Source organism: Nonomuraea sp. bgisy101, from assembly GCF_057708945.1.
On the sequence record NZ_JBYITD010000005.1, the window covers coordinates 372788 to 388218 of the forward strand.

The following is a 15431-nucleotide window of genomic DNA, read 5'->3' on the forward strand; positions in this document are numbered from 1 at the left end:
CCACAGGTTGCACGTCTGGTTGAAGGTCGGCAGTCTACGCCTCCTGCTCAAGCTGGAGGAGCCACGGAAAAGTCTTCACGGCACGTTCAATGAGAAACTTGAAGGCATGGATGTCGGCGACAGCGACGGCGTGCGTGAGCCTGTCCTCGGGCCCCGTGACCGCGGACGCGACACGTCCCCGCGCTCGCGCTGACGTCGTCACCCTGCCGCTCATCGTGCTGACGGCGGTCCCGGGCGTTCTCCGCCCGGTCACCGCCTTCCCCGAACGGCCGTAGCGGATCCGGCGCGCCGTTCCGCCCTCCTGGCCTGACCTGGGAAGGCGCTCCACGCCGCCGACCGACGCGATGGGCGTCGCCGTACGGCCGTAGAAACTGTCACTCGACTATGGAAAGGCTTCCGTGGTTTCCAGCCAGCAGGCAAACGACATCCGGCACTACGACCTTCGCGGATCTGATCACGCCGCCGCGGACGGCCACGATCTCATCCAGGTCCGCGGCGCCAGGGAGAACAACCTGACCGGCGTCTCCCTCGACCTCCCCAAGCGGCGGCTCACCGTCTTCACCGGGGTGTCCGGTTCGGGCAAGTCCTCGCTGGTCTTCGACACGATCGCCGCGGAGTCGCGACGGCTGATCAACGAGACCTACACGGCGTTCGTGCAGAACTTCATGCCGAGCCTCAACCGGCCCGACGTCGACGCGCTGCACAACCTGAGCGCGGCGATCATCGTCGACCAGGAGCGGATGGGCGTCAACGCGCGCTCGACCGTGGGCACCGCCACCGATGCCCACACCATGCTGCGGATCATGTTCAGCCGGATCGGCGTCCCCCACGTCGGCCCGCCCTTCGCCTTCAGCTTCAACAGGGCCGAGGGGATGTGCCCCGCGTGCGAGGGGCTCGGCAAGGTCTCCGACATCGACATCGACGAGCTGGTCGACAGGGACCGGTCGCTGAACGACGGGGCGATCAAGGTGCCCGGCTTCGCGGTCGACACCTGGTACTGGCAGCTGATGGCCCGCTCGGGCCTGTTCGACCCGGACCTCAAGCTCAAGGACTACACCCCCGACCAGTGGGAGGACTTCCTCCACAAGCCCGCGACCAAGGTCAAGGTCGGCTCGAACAACCTCACCTTCGAGGGCCTCGTCACCAAGGTCAGGCGGCTCTACCTGGCCAAGGACCGCGACTCGATGCAGTCGCAGGCACGCGCGTTCGCCGATCGGGCGGTCAAGCTCACCGGCTGCCCGGCCTGCGGCGGCACCCGCCTGAACGAGGCGGCCAGGTCGGCGACGATCAACGGCCGCAGCATCACGGAGTGCTCGGCCATGCAGATCAACGACCTGGCCGCGTTCGTGCGGGGTATCGAGAACGCCTCCGTCGGGCCGCTGCTCGCCACCCTCCTCGAGACGCTCGACTCGCTGGTCGAGATCGGTCTCGGCTACCTCAGTCTCGACCGGGAGTCCGGCACGCTGTCCGGCGGCGAGGCGCAGCGCGTGCGGATGGTCCGTCACCTCACCTCGAGCCTGACCGACGTCACGTACGTCTTCGACGAGCCCACGGCGGGGCTCCACCCGCACGACATCCAGCGGATGAACGGCCTGCTGCTCAGGCTGCGCGACAAGGGCAACACCGTCCTGGTCGTCGAGCACAAGCCGGAGACGATCGCGATCGCCGACCACGTGGTCGACCTCGGCCCGGGCGCCGGTACGGCGGGCGGCCGCATCTGCTACGCCGGTGACCTGGACAGCCTGCGCGCGTCCGGCACCCTGACGGGCCGCTACCTCGACCACCGGGTGAGCCTGCGCGAGAAGGCGCGCCGCCCCACCGGGTGGCTGTCGATCGAGGGCGCCACATCGCACAACCTGCGGGACGTGAGCGTCGAGGTCCCCCTCGGCGTGCTCACCGTCGTCACCGGCGTCGCGGGGTCGGGCAAGAGCTCGCTCATCCACGGCTACGTCGCGGGACGCGACGGCGTGATCGTCGCCGACCAGTCGGCCATCCGCGGCTCCCGCCGCAGCAACCCGGCCACCTACACGGGAGTGCTCGACCCGATCAGGACGGCCTTCGCCAAGGCCAACGGCGTGAAGCCGGGCCTGTTCAGCGCCAACTCCGAAGGCGCGTGCCCGGGCTGCAAGGGCATCGGCCTGGTCTACACCGACCTGGCCATGATGGCCGAGGTGGCGTCGGTGTGCGAGGAGTGCGAGGGCAGGCGGTTCACGCCCAAGGTGCTGAACTACCGGCTGCGCGGCAAGAACATCAGCGAGGTCCTCGGCATGTCGGTGGCCGAGGCGGGAGAGTTCTTCACCACCGGCCAGGCCAAGACCATCCTCGACCGCCTCTCGGCGGTCGGTCTCGGCTACGTCGGCCTCGGACAGCCGCTCACCACGCTGTCCGGAGGCGAACGGCAGCGGCTCAAGCTCGCGATCAACATGGCGAAGAGCGGCACGACGTACGTGCTGGACGAGCCGACGACCGGGCTCCACCTCGCCGACGTGGACCAGCTGCTGGAGCTGCTCGACCGGCTCGTGGACGACGGGAACACGGTCATCGTCATCGAGCACCACCAGGCCGTGATGGCGCACGCGGACTGGATCATCGACCTGGGCCCTGGAGCGGGCCACGACGGCGGGCAGGTCGTGTTCTCCGGCCCTGCGGCGGATTTGGTCGAGACGGGTACCTCACTGACGGCCGAACACCTCCGCAGATACGTCGGCTGACGATCGGCGGTCGCTCCCGGTGACGTCATCATCGGGAGCGATCCCCCTCGTCGGGGTGGGCGGGCCCGGATTGACCTCGGCCGCTGCGGTTGAGGTTCTACGGTCGCCTGATGAGCACCTTCCTTGTGACCGGCCCGACCGGCAACGTCGGCAGGCATGTCGGCTCCGCGCTGAGCGCGGCCGGGCACGAGGCCCGCGCCCTGCCGCGCGGTCCCGCGAGTGCCGTGCTTCCTCACGGCGTGACGGCGGTGCGCGGCGACCTGTCATCGCCCGGCACGCCGGCACCCGCGCTGCGCGACGTGGATTCGTGGACTCGCCCGAGCGGGTGACCGACACCGTCGAACGGCTCCTCGGACGGCCCGCCCGCACGTTCCGCTCCTGGGCGGAGGAGCACGCGGAGGCCTTCCGCCAGATCCCCACGCCCCCTTCCCGCCGGACCAGGGCCGATCGCTGCCTTTGCTGAACCGCTCCTGCCAGCCCAGGGACCGCCCGGCCGGCCCGGGTCCTACGGCTTGCGGGCGATGCCGCCGTACATCAGCCGCTGGCCCACCGTCAGGTTCGACGGGACGGCCTGCTCGGGGCGCCACAGCGGCAACGGCACCACGCCCGGCTCGACCAGCTCGAACCCGTCGAAGAAGGACGTGATCTCCTCGACGGTCCTGAACCGGCCGGTCCCGAGCAGCGCGAGGAACTTCTTCTCCGCGTCCCGCGAGTCCTGGCTCGAGTCGCAGAAGTGCGTGACGAACAGGTAGCTGCCCGAGGGGACCGCTGCCATGTAGGCCTCGACGATCCCGCGGGGGTCCTCGTCGTCGTGCAGGTGGTGCAGGATGCCGACCAGCATCACGCCGACCGGCCGGTCGAAGTCGATCAGCCGCTGGACGGCCGGGTCGGCGAGGATCGCCTTCGGGTCGCGCAGGTCGGAGGTAACGACCGCGGTCCGGTCGTTCTCCGCCAGCAGCGCCCTGCCGTGGGCGAGCACCATCGGGTCGTTGTCGACGTAGACGACATGCGAGGCGGGCTCGGCCCGCTGCGCCACCTGATGGGTGTTCTCCACTGTCGGCAGACCGGATCCAAGGTCGATGAACTGCGTGATCCCCTGGTCGACCATGAAGCGCACACCACGGCCGAGGATCTGCCGGTTGTAGGTGGCCACGTCGTAGATCTCGGGAACGACCTTCACGATCTCGGCGACGAACTCACGGTCGACCTCGAAGTTGTCCTTGCCGTTGAGGACGACGTCGTAGGCCCTGGCGATGCTCGGCCTTGTCGTGTCGATCGCGCTGTTCCACTCATCCGGCTGCTTGGCCACAGGGGTTCCTCCTCGCGGGACAATAACGATCATCATAAAGCGCGAAAAGGTGGTACATGCGCGATCTGGCAGGTATCGCGCGAACACCCGCCGGGGTCACGACCCTCACGTCATCGCGTAGATGCGCAGGAAGTCGACCTCCATCCACGCATCGCCAGCGCTGCCCTCGCCGGGGAACCAGTCGAGCTGCAGGCACGGCGACATCGGTGTGGTGGCCGCGACGGATGACCTGAACCACTCCTGACCGTCGATGTAGCCGACCACGCCCTCGGGCGAGTTCTCCACCGCGTAGGTGTGCCAGGTGGTCATGTCGAGATTCGCGTGCGCCTCTTCACGCCCCGAGGAGGTGTGCATGAAGAAGTTCGGGTGCTGCCGTTCGGGATCGTCGATGACCTCGAGGAAGTCGATCTCCTGACCGCCGTCGGGCACCACGCCGCCTCCTCCGCCCGCAGGCCAGAGCAGGGCGACGGGATGGTAGGAGCCGGCTCCAGGATACAGGCGGATACGCGCCTCCCAGCGTCCGTACAGCTGCGTGTACCTGGCCGCGAGCCCGGCGGTGGTGCCGTCGGTCGCACCGTACAGGAACAGCGAGCCGTCGCCGAGGAACAGCTGGCCCGGTGAGCGGCGGCCGTTGCCCGCGTGGCCGGGCGAGTCGTAGACGGCCCACTCGTTGGGGTCGAGGTAGTCGTCGAACTCGGCGCACCACACGGGCTGTCCCCACCCGCGCTGGTCGTCGAGCTGCGCGCACGGGGCGGCGCTCGCCACGCCGACGAACCCGGACGTGCTCCAGCACAGCGCCGCCACCAACCCGACGGCGGCGACGCGCGCACGCATCCTGGAGCTCACGGGGCACCCCCTTCCGCCCTGGCGCAACCGGCCGCGGGCCCGAACACCCAGCACATCGTAGGCCTGGTGAAGTCCTGCGGGGCGGCTGTTCCCTCCGACGCGCCGGTGACGTCCTGCGACGCGGCGGGAGCGCTCCCCGGGTACGGCTGGGCCGCGCCAGGCGGAACGAAGGCCCACGCGAACTTCGGCGGCTGTGCCGTCGTGACGATGCCGGTGGTGCTGCTCCACCACGGCGACAGGCTCCAGCATGCGGCGCTGTTCTGGGCGAGGCAGGTCTGCCCTGTGGCGGTGGTGGCAGCGACGGGTGGCGCGAGCGGGGGCAGCGGCAGGACGTTTCTGGTGGTGAGGGTGTTGAGCTGGTCGAGCGCGAGCGCGCGGGGCTGGACGGGATCAGGTGACGTGCTGCCGTCGACGGGGTACCCGGTGGCAGGCGTGGGCGGGACGTAGGGGGCGCTTACGGTGGGCGGCGGTGTGGAGGGCAGCGGGCGAGCTTCAGCGGTCGTGGTCGGCTGAGGCGCGGGCACCTGCGCGGGCACCGATGCTTTGACGGGCTGCGGTTTCACCGACGGCTGGGTGGAGGGAACGGTCGGAACAGCCGGCGCGGAGGCAGTTGTGGGACGGACAGCGGGCTCGGCGGAGGTTCTGGGAACGGTGGGTTTGGTGGGCGTGCTCTTCGGCGCGGCGCTGACAGACGAGGAGGGCCTGGGTGCGGCGCTGCTCGTGCTCTTGGGCGCGGTGCTGACCGGCGGCTTCGGCGGGGTGATCTTGACGGGCGTGGGGAGGGGGAAGTCGATCTTCGCCGTGTCAGCGTTCGGTTTCTCACCCGCGGGCCCAGGCTTCGGCTCCGCCTTGGGCGCGGGTTTGGCGGCGGCCGAGGCTTTCTTGGAGCTCTGACTCTCGGGTGTCGAGGATGCCTCCGGCGGGGTCTGCGTGGGTGTGGGTTCGGTGGGCGGCGGATTCTCGACCTTCGAAACCTTGCCCGGCTCGGTGGTGATGCGGACGGTGGGCTGGTCAGCGGGCTCCTGCGCCGGTGCGGGCTCCGGACTGGGCACGGTTGTCGTCGTGCCCCCTCCGGTGGAGGGAGGTTCGATGTCGGCGTGCGACGTCCACGGCTGGGCGAGCGCTCCGCCACCCACCAGGGACACGCAGGCCAGCAGCAGGCCGGAGGCGACGGAAAGGCGCCGGGAGGGGCGGCTTGGGGTCATGGGCGGAGGTCTCCTGGACTCACTCGGCGGGGTCGGTGTGGGCGATGGGCCGCCAGCCCGCCGCGGTGAACTGGGGGGAGCCCGGCGCGGCCGCGGGAGGCGCGGCGACGGGGCGGGTGTCAGGGGTGTTGACCCAGTCCCCGCCGCGCAGGGTCGGGTGCCAGGTCATGAGCAGGTTCATGGCGTAGGGGCTGGAGTACAGCGGGCTCGCGTCTCCCTTGGTCGCCGTCACCTGGACGAGGACCGAGACGAGGATCTGGTCCTCCGCGCGCTCCTGCCATCGGATGCCGATCGTGCTCGATCGCATGGCCGCGCCCGTCGGCAGCGAGCCCTCCTCCGGCAGGCCGAGCGTGCGCCGCCAGCCCTTGGTCGCGCTCGCGGCGCCCGCGCGGGCCGCCGCCTGCTGCTCGGGCGCCGCGTACAGCTGCGCGGCCGCCATCGCCTGGGCCTCGTCGAGAGTCCACGCGGCCTCCAGAGTCGCGGCGGCGGCCGAGGCGGCGCCCAGCTCGGTGTGCGGGAAGCCGACGGGGAAGCCCGCCGCGCCCTGGTACCCGGCGGGCTCGGCGAGGGCGACAGGCTCGACGCCCGAGCCGGGACGCAGGATCCAGGCCGCGACGGCCACCGCGACCAGCGCGACCACCGCGATCGCCACCCGGCGGACCCGGTGGCGACGCCGTACCGGGCCCAGATCCCAGCGCAGGGCCGGGTCCTCCATCACCGGCGACACTAGTGGCCCCGATCAGGACGCAGGCTGAAGGCCTGCCCGGCGGCGGCGGCCAGGCGCAGGTAGGCGCCGGCGGTGGTGGGCCGCAGCCGCAGCAGGTCGACCTCGGCGCCCTCCTTCAGATGCGGGTCGTACGGCACGCGGATCACGGTCTTGCACCGGGCGCTGAAGTGCTGCTCCAGCAGGTCCACGTCGACGTCGCAGCGCTCCTCGACGGCGTTGAGCACCACGATGGCGTTCTTCACCAGGTCGGCGTGCCCGTGCGCGGTGAGCCAGTCCAGCGTGGCCGCCGCCGAGTTCGCGCCGTCCACCGCGACCAGGCTGACCAGCACGATCTGGTCGGCCATGTCCAGCGTCGCGCCCATCGCGCCGTGCAGCAGGCCGGTGCCGCAGTCGGTGATGCAGATGGAGTAGTAGCGTTCGATCAGCCCGGCGACGGTCCGGTAGTCGTCGGCGTCGAACGCCTCGCTCACGGCCGGGTCGGTGTCGGAGGCGAGCACCTCCAGCCGCGCGGGCGACTGCGAGGTGAAGGCCCGCGCGTCGGCGTACCTGACGATGTGCTCGGCCTCGGCCAGCAACGTGCGGATGGTCGCGGCGGTCTCCGACTTGACCTTCAGCCCCAGCGTCCCCCTGTCGGGGTTGGCGTCGATGGCGATGACCCTGTCACCCCTCAGAGAGGCGAGCGTGTTGCCCAGCGCCGCCGTGGTCGTGGTCTTGCCCACGCCCCCCTTCAGGCTCATGACCGCGATCCTGTGGTGCCCGCTGGCGACCGGCGTCTGCGCCTGAGCGATCAGTTTGCGGCGTTCGACCTCGGCCGCCGACTCGGCGGGGATGTACCTGCGCCCCGACAGCTGCCACACCAGGCGTCGCCACCCCGATGACGGCTCGGGCCGCCGGTTGGTCAGCAGGCGTTCGGCGGTGAGCGGGATCGACTGGTCGAACTGCTCCGGCTGGGTCGCCGGCTTCTGCAGCCTGGAAGGGGTCTCCGTCATGGCAAGGGTCCTTTCACATGGGGTCAGCAGGTGTTCCAGCGAACGCGGGTGGTGAGTGAGTCGGCGGGCCCCTGCACGGTCAGGACGGCCTCCGTCGGGGACGGATCACCGCACCAGTGGCGAAAGCGCAGCGCGCGCACCTGGATCACGGCCGGGTCGCCGTCGCCCGAGGTGCCGGTCGACGGGGTGACGGCCAGACCTGGCGCGGTGATCCGCCAGCTCACCGGTTCGCCGGGGAGGTTGAGCGTGATCGTGCCCCTGCCGAACTCGTCCAGCGAGACCGACGGGGGAAGCGTCAGCCGTCCCGCCAGGACGTCGCGGCTCGCCGAGGGGGTGAACGTGGTCTCACGCGGCGGGTCCTGGGTGGGGCCCAGGATCTGCAGGCCGGTGATCATGCCGGCCGTACCGGCGACCAGCATGATGGCGACCTTGACAGCGGTACTGCGGGTGCGCGCCCCCGCGGCGGCCAGCGCCTCGGGCAGCCGGGACCTGGGCCTGGCGCGGGCCGGCCCGACCTCCACGACCCCGTCCTGGATCACCTGCGCGACCGGCGGGACGTGGACCTGGTCGGTGGGGGAGAGGACCTCGCGGGCCCACACCACGGACGCCAGCGCGTTGAACAGCGGCGTGTCCTGCCCCGGTGTCGGGATGGCGGGCGGTCGCACGTCGAGGTCCGTGGCGGGCTCGGCGGGCGTGGCCTGGCGGGGGACGGCGGGCGGAGCCGGATCGGGTACGGCCGCCAGCAGCGCCAGGAGTTCCTCCCGCCGCGCGGCGCTGAGCGGCGCCACCGGCACCTGGTCGATCATCTGCGGGACGGTGTAGTGGATGTTGAAAGGCCGGTTGCAGGCCGAGCACTCGATCATGTGATGGAGCAGCTCGGAACGCGCCGTGTCGGACCCGGCGGGGAAGGCCGCCTCCACCAGGGGGACGAGCGCCTCGCAGGTCGGCCTGCCGCGCGACAGCGCGTCGAGCGCGCTGACCAGCGTCTCGATGAGGTCCTGCGTCCTGGTGACCAGCCGGTGCGCCTCCGCCTCAGGCAGGTCCAGGACATGCGCCAGGTCGGCGAGCGTCAGCTCGTGCCGGAACATCAGCAGCAGCGCCTCCACCCCCAGCGGGTCGACCAGCGCCCACGCCCGCCGCATCAGCTCCGCGTCGGGCAGACCCGGCCCCGTGCCAGGGTGGTAGCCGTCCCCGCACGCGGGGTCGGCCAGGCATCCGCGGCGCAGCGCCGCGAACAGCAGGCCGCGTTCGGAGACGTTCTCCGGTACGGCACGCCAGTGCGCGGCGCCGAGGGCGGCGGCCACGGCGGCGGGCGCGGCGGCCTCGCCCAGCCGGTAGACGGCGTAGTCCATGAGGTGGCCGCCGTGCTCGCGCACCCAGGTGGCGGCCCTGTCAGGTCCGAGGATGGCGCTTCCCATGTCGTGAAGGGAGCTCATGGCCCCGTGTCCGGCTCGACGACGCCCGGCGCGGTCTCGGCGGCCGGAGCGCCGCCCCTGTTCGGATCGACCACCACGAGCTGCAGGTTCCGGTCCGGCAGGCCGGTGAACTTGGTCCAGTTGCTCACCTCGCCCGGGGCCGGATCGGCGTACAGCCAGCGGATGAAGGCCGGCCACAGGCACGAGTCACGCGGCAGGTTGGCGGGCGAGCCGGCGGAGACGCCCATCGCCTGGAGCTGCTGCTTGCTGTAGTCGCGGCATTCCGGGGTGCCGGGCGGGGCGATCGTGAGGTCCCACTCGCCGTTGGCGTCGGTGTAGGTCCTGGTGCCGTCGAGGCCGAGAGCCTCCTCGGCGCGCCGCATGAGCGCCGGATCCTGGAAGATCGGCAGGCTCTCGCCCTCGGGAGTGGCGGGCCGCAGCGTCGTGCCGTCGGGGACGCGCGGGCCCGAGGTGGCGGCGACGGTGGCGGGGACCCTGGTCGGGCGGTTCGGGGTGACCGCGGGGCGGAGCGAGGTCGGCATGGACGGCTGGGAGGGCTTGCCGGTGGCCTTCGCCGTGGCCTTCGGGCTGGACTTGACGGTGGGTGGCGCGGACCTGCCGGTCGGAGGGGCGGGTCTGGCAGTGGGCAGCGCGGTCTGGGCGGGGTCTTCGCAGCCGGGCGCGATCCCGCCGGCCACGGCCGGCCGCAGCGCCCTCCCGCCGGGGCCGGTGACCAGGCACTGCCGGTCGTCGGTGTCCCCGCCAGGAGGCTGGGCCGTCGGAACCCGGGGCGCGGGCTGCCTGGTCGTGGGCCCCGTCGTCGGCGCCGTCGTGGGCCTCGTCGTCGGCCCTGTCGTGGGCCTTGCCGTCGGTCTTGCCGTCGGTCTTGTCGTGGGGACCGTGGTGGGGACGCGCGGGACCGGTTGGCGGGCCGTGGGAACCTGGTCAGGCGGATTGACCGTCGGGTTCTGGCGCGGCTGACCCGGCCGGTTCTGGCCGTTGGGATCCCGGCTCGGCGGGGTCTGGCCGGGCGGGTTCTGGTTGGGCGGGTTCTGGTCCGGCCGGTTCTGATCAGCGGGGCGGGGGCGGACCGGCTGGAGCGGCGGGCCGCTGGGCACCCGCTGCGCGTTCGGCTCGACGGCCCGCAGCGTGCCCTTGGGGAGGGCGGTGGCCGGGGTGTCGGCCTTCTTCTCCGTCTCCTTCCTGCTGTCGTTCTCGGTCTTCCTGTCTCCCTCGGGCTCGCTCTTCCTCGTCGCGGGAGGGTCGCTCCTCCTCGGCGCGGGGGAGTCGTCCCGATCCCTCGCCGGAGGCTGCGGCGCGGGCGGGCGCGCCGTGGTCCGCGGCTCGTTCATCCGCGTGGGCTCCGGAGGATCGCTCCTCTTGGGTGCGGGATCCGGTCTGTCCGATTTCTTCGGCTCCTGCGGTTGCTGCGACGGCGTGGACCGCTCCGCGGGATTCCCCGGGCGGAGCAGAGGAGGCGACGTCGTCCCCTTGCCCAGCAGCGGGATGGACGCGCACGCCTCGCCTGCGCCCTGGACGGCCAGCCAGTCGACGGTGGCCGACAGGCACAGCGGCGGGCCGCCCAGGCCGCCCGACAGCGTGCTGCCCTCGTCCGCGCCGGTGAGCGAGCGGGCGGTGAGCGCCTCCGAGGACGACTCGGCGACCCGCTCGTCCAGCTGATAGGTTCCCGCGGCCAGGCGCAGGACCTCGGCCCGCGGCTGAGGATCGCGATCGTGAAGGAAAGTGCCCAGTCCTGCCCCGGCGCCGAACACGCCGATTGTGAGTGCCGTCGTGACGACCGTTGACCTGGAAGGTCTGCGTGGGGATGTCGTCATGGTGCTCCTCTTATCTGGTGGTTCGTCAGGTGCCGTGGCTCTCCAGTACGTCTGTCCAGTCGCCCATGACCCTGATGGGCTCGGTGGAGCCGATCGGCGGGACGTGTGCCACGTACATCCGCCCGTAGGTCGCGCTCGCCGTCTGGGCGAAGGGGCGGGTTTCGGTGCGGACGGCGGCCGAACCCTTCAGCGTCACCGTGGTGCCGGGCCGCTCCGCCGTACGGACCTCGGTGGAGCGGGCGGAGTACCAGACCAGCGCGCCGCCGTCGACGGTCCTGAGCGCCCGCACCTTGCCGGTCAGGCGGTACGACAGCTTCAGGTCCCAGCCGGCCTTGCGGAGCTGGGCCCGTTCGCGCTGCCACAGCCGTACCGCGGTCGACGTCCACGGCCCTTCGGCGAACCGCTCGTCCTTGGTCGCTCGTTCCAGGCTCCTCAGGTGCGCGAGCGCGACCTGTTTGGGCGTGCCGCGCAGGCCCGAGGTGAACTCGTCCAGGCTCCTGGCGTAACCCTCGGCGTCGACCGCGATGACCGGCAGCTCGGGCGCGGGGTTGCGGGTGTCGGCGGTCGAGGCCGCGAGCCGCCACCCCTTCTCGGTCTTGACCAGCACGTCCGTCACGCGGGCCACGCCCGGCTCGTGCATGGAGGCCACGAACCAGTCGCCCGCCGCTGCCGTGCTCCGCGGCACCCACACCTTGGTGCCAGGCCAGATCCCGGCCGCCACCTCGGCGTCCCGCATCCTGGCGGTCTCGAAGCTCGCCTTGGTCATCTCCAGGGCGAGCCCCTGCTCGAGCCGGCCGACGGCCTTGTCGTCGAGGTCCAGCTGGGCCGCCGACAGCTCGTGCTGGAAGCGGTCGTGCATCCGCTTCGCCTCCTGGGCGTTGATCGCCGGCCTCGCCCCGTCCCCTCGCGACGGGTCGGCCGAGGCCGCAGGACTGGCCGGCGTCGCCTGGGTCCCCGGTGTCACCGGCGTGACCGGCTGGCGAGCCGCCCCTGCCTGCGGCGATCCCTGCTCGGGCTCCGCCGCCGCTGTGGCCATGGGTGCGGCCACGCTCGGCGACGGCGCCCGCGACGATCGAATCGCGCCGAGCCCGATCCCCACCGCGGCCAGCACGACGAACACGATCCCCGCACGAATGATCAACCGCCACGGACCGGTCCCGGACAGCCGTTCGGGCTCCCACTCCTGCGGCGGCTGCGGCTGCGATCTGTGCCTGGCCAGCGGAGGGATGGGAGAGGTCATGGCTGTGTCATCGGAGTGGCCGGTCGGCCAGACCTGCTTATCTGGTAAGTCCGATGGATCATGGGACACAAACCCAGATATTAGACTTACGGCCCGTCCTTTCAAGGGTCATAAATGTAGTAATTGAACTTTCCGGATCGTATTAGAACGACATTTCGGCATTTCTCTATAGAAGTACGAAAAAGTATAAATCGAGACCTTGACTGGATCCTGACAGCGGGTTATAGGCGGTCCGACGTCGAGCATCCAGGCGCGATGAGCCGCCCCTGCGGTGTGCATCCCGATGTCGGTGTAGATCGATTACTCGCCGGACACGCAAACGCGCGAATCGGACCAGCAATAAACGACCGACCAAAACCCCGAACCCGCGAGTCATTCGAACGAAGTGGATCTCCCGGCCACCCGCTGACGTCGCCACCTTTTCCCCACGCTCGGCCGGCCTGCCCGCCCCGCTTCCGGCCGGCGTCGTGCTCTGCGTCTGACGTCACGTCCCACGCAGCCCGACAGGGGGATCCGGTCATGCGTGGCACCCATGATCGCGGGACACGCCTAGCCCCCCTTTGGGGCGACCCGGCGGCCGTACCGGCGCCCGCATCCATCCGGGCGCGGACGCGGCGCCATGAAACGCCTATTGACCGTTTTGTTCGTTTCTGTGTCGCGCCCTTGCCCGTGCCCGGTCGAAGCGCTCGGCCAGGTCCAGGAACTGATCTCCCCAGCCGCTGCTGATCGACACCTCCTGCAGCGGTCCAGTGGGCAGGAACAGGAATTCCAGCCCCCCAAGCGTGGAGCCGTCGCCGCGCCGGAGGCGTGCTGCGTGGTCCCGCAGCTCTCGGATCATCTCGTCCCCCGTGTCCCACTTGCCCGCCCAGATGGTGTCCTGCTCGGACGCGGTGACAATCCCGAGCACGTCGTCCAGCACCTGCGCCAATTCCTCCACTGCGGCCTCCACGGCGGTTGACCGGCCCGTGCGCCTCACGGTAGCAACGGGCGGGACCGGCCCTCGGTGGATCGCTGTACCGCCGCCGAACAGGGAGGGCGGATGCCGGAGGCGGAAGGGCCGTTGAGCGCCTGCCTGCAGGTCGTGGTCGGCGCCGAGGACGCGGGTGCCTGCCCTTGGCCTTCAACGGTGTGACGCGCACGTGCGGGACCGGACGCCTGCCGGTCCTCAGCCCGTTGATGTCACTCCTTCTGCTGTCCCTCGAGGTGCGTCTTCGCCCCGTGGACCTCCTTCTCGACGTCAGGGGGAAGGGTGCGTCGCAGGATCGGTTCCAGCAGCCACCGGATGACGGGTGGGAAGTCGATCGCTATCGTCCGCGTCACCTTGGTGCCGCCGTCGACCGGCTCGGCGACGAAGCTCGCCTGGAACCGCGACACCCGATGGCTGAGCCTGTTGTGCGGCAACGGCGCGTACCTGACGTCGACCCGGTCGCCCGGGGTGAGCCGCATCTGGGACACGACTTTCGGCGCGGGGCCGGGGATCCCCGGCAGGGCTGACCGGAACCTGAACTCGGTGACGTCGCCGGTGCGGCGCACCCAGTCGATCGGCCCGATCTTGTCGTCGATCGTCGCATACCTTTCCGGGTCCATCACGAACTCGAGGAATTCCTCCGGCGTACAGCGGATGATCTCTTCCACGGTGACGTGAACCATGGAAAGAGAGTACTCTCTTTCCATGGCGAGAACCACCCCGGGCGTGACCCGCGAGCGCATACTCGAAGAAGCCGTCCGGCTGTTCGCGACCAGCGGGTACGACGCGACCTCGGTGGCCGACATCCAGGTCGCCTGCGGGCTGACCGCGGGATCCGGCGCTCTCTACAAGCACTTCCCCTCAAAGAGGGCCCTGCTGGAGACGGCCGTCCGGCGGAACCTCGAAACGATGGCGCAGAAGAACAGGGAAACGGTCGCGCAGGCTCCGTCCGACCCGCGCGAAGCCCTCCGCCTGATGGCGTCCACCGTGTGGAGCGTGATCGACGGCGACCGGGACCTGATCCGGATCATGCTCAGGGAGTTCACCGGGTTCCCCGAACTCTTCGAGCAGATGTGGCAGGGCGTGATCGCGAGCCTCTACCGCGAGTGCGCCCAGTGGATCAGCGTCCAGCGCGAACTCGGCACCGTCGAGGTCGCCGACCCGGAGGCCACCGCCACCGTGCTGATCTCGTCGCTGACCTACTACCCGCTCCTGAGAATCCTCATCGGGCACGCGCCGGGGGACCTCGACCCGGACCTCTTCCTGTCGACCTGGGTCGACCAGGCCACCCGCGCTCTCAACGTACGCGACGCCGACGATCTCGGGTCGCGCGTCCGGCCATAGGCGAGCCGGGGACCGTTACGTCCTGGGAGGGCGCGATGCGTTCGGGGATCGCGGCATCCCCCGGAGTCGCGACGAGACGGAAGCGCCCGATGGCGAGGGGCGCCAGGCTCGAAACGGGCGGCCAGCCGCGTTCCCCGGCGGTCCCGTAGGAGACTGGAGCGTGCGGCCCAGTTTCGCCAGGGCGCAGAGCGTGGAGATCATCAAGCTGACGATCAGCTCGTTGGCCTGGCTGAGCGGCAGGGCGCGCAGGCGGAGGGTCCGCAGCGGCGAGTCCTGAAGTTCTTGGATGTCGGTCACCATCGTCTCCTTGCCTGTGGTGATGCCGTGGAGCAGCGGGCGGCTGCCTGGCGACGACGGGTTGCCGGCACGATCACGCCGCTACTCTCGCGAACGCGGACGGACGAGAGGCGGCGTCGCAGCCCTTCGTTGTTTGGGACTTTCTAGCTGTATCTACTTACAGATCCCTTTTGCCTGGCTTGCTGCGTCCTGTCTCTCCGCCAGCTGTCGATGACGGCCCCGACCGTAGGGGCTGAACGCGCGCTCAACCACGCATGAGCCGTCGGCGGCGGTGACGGCTGGGTCGGCGACCCGGACGGCAGACGGTGTTCCCCGCGAAGCTCCTCGTGGACCACGTGCGGGTCTACCAGAAGCCCCTCGCCTAGCGATCCCAGGCCCAGGCACGGACCCGAGAACCGCTTCGGTCCGCGCCTGGGCCTGCTCGCGAGATCCTCAGGACGCCGGGGCCGACCGTACCCTCCGGCCACACCTCGAAGGTGTTCCACCCAGGACGTCCGCCCGCCGGCAGGACGAAGGGCGCGCACGGCTTCGCCGATCCGTGAAAGC

Annotated in this window: 15 protein-coding genes; 5 read left to right on the forward strand and 10 right to left on the reverse strand. The window is 70.8% G+C overall.

Annotated features, from left to right (window positions below; genetic code table 11):
* The first annotated feature begins 98 nt into the window (after positions 1-98).
* The 3 genes from AC3EO4_RS12470 (at position 99) to AC3EO4_RS12480 (ending at position 3040) form a co-directional block, all read left to right on the forward strand.
* Entirely contained in the window at positions 99-275 is a 177-nt protein-coding gene (locus tag AC3EO4_RS12470) for a hypothetical protein (RefSeq protein WP_431895473.1), read from the forward strand.
* 150 nt (positions 276-425) lie between these two features.
* Positions 426-2711 (forward strand): ATP-binding cassette domain-containing protein, encoded by a 2286-nt coding sequence (locus AC3EO4_RS12475; RefSeq protein WP_431895568.1) that lies wholly within the window; start codon positions 426-428, stop codon positions 2709-2711.
* A 110-nt stretch (positions 2712-2821) separates the two neighbouring features.
* Positions 2822-3040 (forward strand): NmrA family NAD(P)-binding protein, encoded by a 219-nt coding sequence (locus AC3EO4_RS12480; protein ID WP_431895475.1) that lies wholly within the window; start codon positions 2822-2824, stop codon positions 3038-3040.
* Between the two features lie 176 nt (positions 3041-3216).
* On the opposite strand, the gene AC3EO4_RS12485 is transcribed toward AC3EO4_RS12480, so the two are convergent.
* The 3 genes from AC3EO4_RS12485 to AC3EO4_RS12495 form a co-directional block, all read right to left on the reverse strand.
* Positions 3217-4020, reverse strand: a complete 804-nt coding sequence (locus AC3EO4_RS12485; protein ID WP_431895477.1) for an SAM-dependent methyltransferase — start codon at positions 4018-4020, stop codon at positions 3217-3219.
* Between the two features lie 105 nt (positions 4021-4125).
* On the reverse strand, positions 4126-4866 hold the full coding sequence (locus tag AC3EO4_RS12490; protein WP_379568072.1) for a glycoside hydrolase family 16 protein: 741 nt from the start codon (positions 4864-4866) through the stop codon (positions 4126-4128).
* Positions 4863-5429 carry a hypothetical protein gene (locus AC3EO4_RS12495; protein ID WP_431895479.1) on the reverse strand — a complete coding sequence of 189 codons (567 nt, stop codon included), beginning with the start codon at positions 5427-5429 and terminating at the stop codon, positions 4863-4865. Before AC3EO4_RS12495 ends, AC3EO4_RS12490 begins: the two co-directional genes overlap by 4 nt.
* Positions 5430-5526: 97 nt before the next feature.
* On the opposite strand from AC3EO4_RS12495, the gene AC3EO4_RS12500 reads away from it, so the two are divergent.
* Positions 5527-5760: a hypothetical protein gene (locus AC3EO4_RS12500; protein WP_431895481.1), complete on the forward strand. Its 234-nt coding sequence runs from the start codon at positions 5527-5529 to the stop codon at positions 5758-5760.
* A 330-nt stretch (positions 5761-6090) separates the two neighbouring features.
* Here the strand turns inward: AC3EO4_RS12500 and AC3EO4_RS12505 are convergent, their stop codons facing one another.
* From AC3EO4_RS12505 to AC3EO4_RS12535, 7 genes are all read right to left on the reverse strand, one after another.
* The gene (locus tag AC3EO4_RS12505) at positions 6091-6786 is read right to left on the reverse strand and encodes a hypothetical protein (RefSeq protein ID WP_431895483.1); all 696 of its coding nucleotides are present in this window, start codon (positions 6784-6786) and stop codon (positions 6091-6093) included.
* Positions 6787-6797: 11 nt separating this feature from the next.
* Positions 6798-7787 carry a MinD/ParA family ATP-binding protein gene (locus AC3EO4_RS12510; protein WP_379568066.1) on the reverse strand — a complete coding sequence of 330 codons (990 nt, stop codon included), beginning with the start codon at positions 7785-7787 and terminating at the stop codon, positions 6798-6800.
* Positions 7788-7810: 23 nt separating this feature from the next.
* Positions 7811-9205 carry a hypothetical protein gene (locus tag AC3EO4_RS12515; protein ID WP_431895485.1) on the reverse strand — a complete coding sequence of 465 codons (1395 nt, stop codon included), beginning with the start codon at positions 9203-9205 and terminating at the stop codon, positions 7811-7813.
* A gap of 14 nt (positions 9206-9219) precedes the next feature.
* Entirely contained in the window at positions 9220-11037 is a 1818-nt protein-coding gene (locus tag AC3EO4_RS12520) for a hypothetical protein (RefSeq protein ID WP_431895487.1), read from the reverse strand.
* 25 nt (positions 11038-11062) lie between these two features.
* Complete coding sequence (locus tag AC3EO4_RS12525; RefSeq protein WP_431895489.1) at positions 11063-12277, reverse strand: DUF8094 domain-containing protein; 1215 nt, start codon at positions 12275-12277, stop codon at positions 11063-11065.
* 628 nt (positions 12278-12905) lie between these two features.
* The gene (locus AC3EO4_RS12530; RefSeq protein WP_379568058.1) at positions 12906-13214 is read right to left on the reverse strand and encodes a hypothetical protein; all 309 of its coding nucleotides are present in this window, start codon (positions 13212-13214) and stop codon (positions 12906-12908) included.
* 242 nt (positions 13215-13456) lie between these two features.
* The gene (locus tag AC3EO4_RS12535) at positions 13457-13927 is read right to left on the reverse strand and encodes an SRPBCC family protein (protein ID WP_379568056.1); all 471 of its coding nucleotides are present in this window, start codon (positions 13925-13927) and stop codon (positions 13457-13459) included.
* A gap of 22 nt (positions 13928-13949) precedes the next feature.
* On the opposite strand from AC3EO4_RS12535, the gene AC3EO4_RS12540 reads away from it, so the two are divergent.
* The gene (locus AC3EO4_RS12540; protein ID WP_379568054.1) at positions 13950-14588 is read left to right on the forward strand and encodes a TetR/AcrR family transcriptional regulator; all 639 of its coding nucleotides are present in this window, start codon (positions 13950-13952) and stop codon (positions 14586-14588) included.
* Positions 14589-15431 lie beyond the last annotated feature (843 nt).

Bases quoted from the DNA above. Each gene is read 5' to 3' on its own strand.
- AC3EO4_RS12480 (WP_431895475.1), top strand. From the start codon at position 2,822: ATGAGCACCTTCCTTGTGACCGGCCCGACCGGCAACGTCGGCAGGCAT.
- AC3EO4_RS12505 (WP_431895483.1), bottom strand. From the start codon at position 6,786: ATGGAGGACCCGGCCCTGCGCTGGGATCTGGGCCCGGTACGGCGTCGC.
- AC3EO4_RS12510 (WP_379568066.1), bottom strand. From the start codon at position 7,787: ATGACGGAGACCCCTTCCAGGCTGCAGAAGCCGGCGACCCAGCCGGAG.
- AC3EO4_RS12515 (WP_431895485.1), bottom strand. From the start codon at position 9,205: ATGGGAAGCGCCATCCTCGGACCTGACAGGGCCGCCACCTGGGTGCGC.
- AC3EO4_RS12520 (WP_431895487.1), bottom strand. From the start codon at position 11,037: ATGACGACATCCCCACGCAGACCTTCCAGGTCAACGGTCGTCACGACG.
- AC3EO4_RS12525 (WP_431895489.1), bottom strand. From the start codon at position 12,277: ATGACCTCTCCCATCCCTCCGCTGGCCAGGCACAGATCGCAGCCGCAG.
- AC3EO4_RS12535 (WP_379568056.1), bottom strand. From the start codon at position 13,927: ATGGTTCACGTCACCGTGGAAGAGATCATCCGCTGTACGCCGGAGGAA.
- AC3EO4_RS12540 (WP_379568054.1), top strand. From the start codon at position 13,950: ATGGCGAGAACCACCCCGGGCGTGACCCGCGAGCGCATACTCGAAGAA.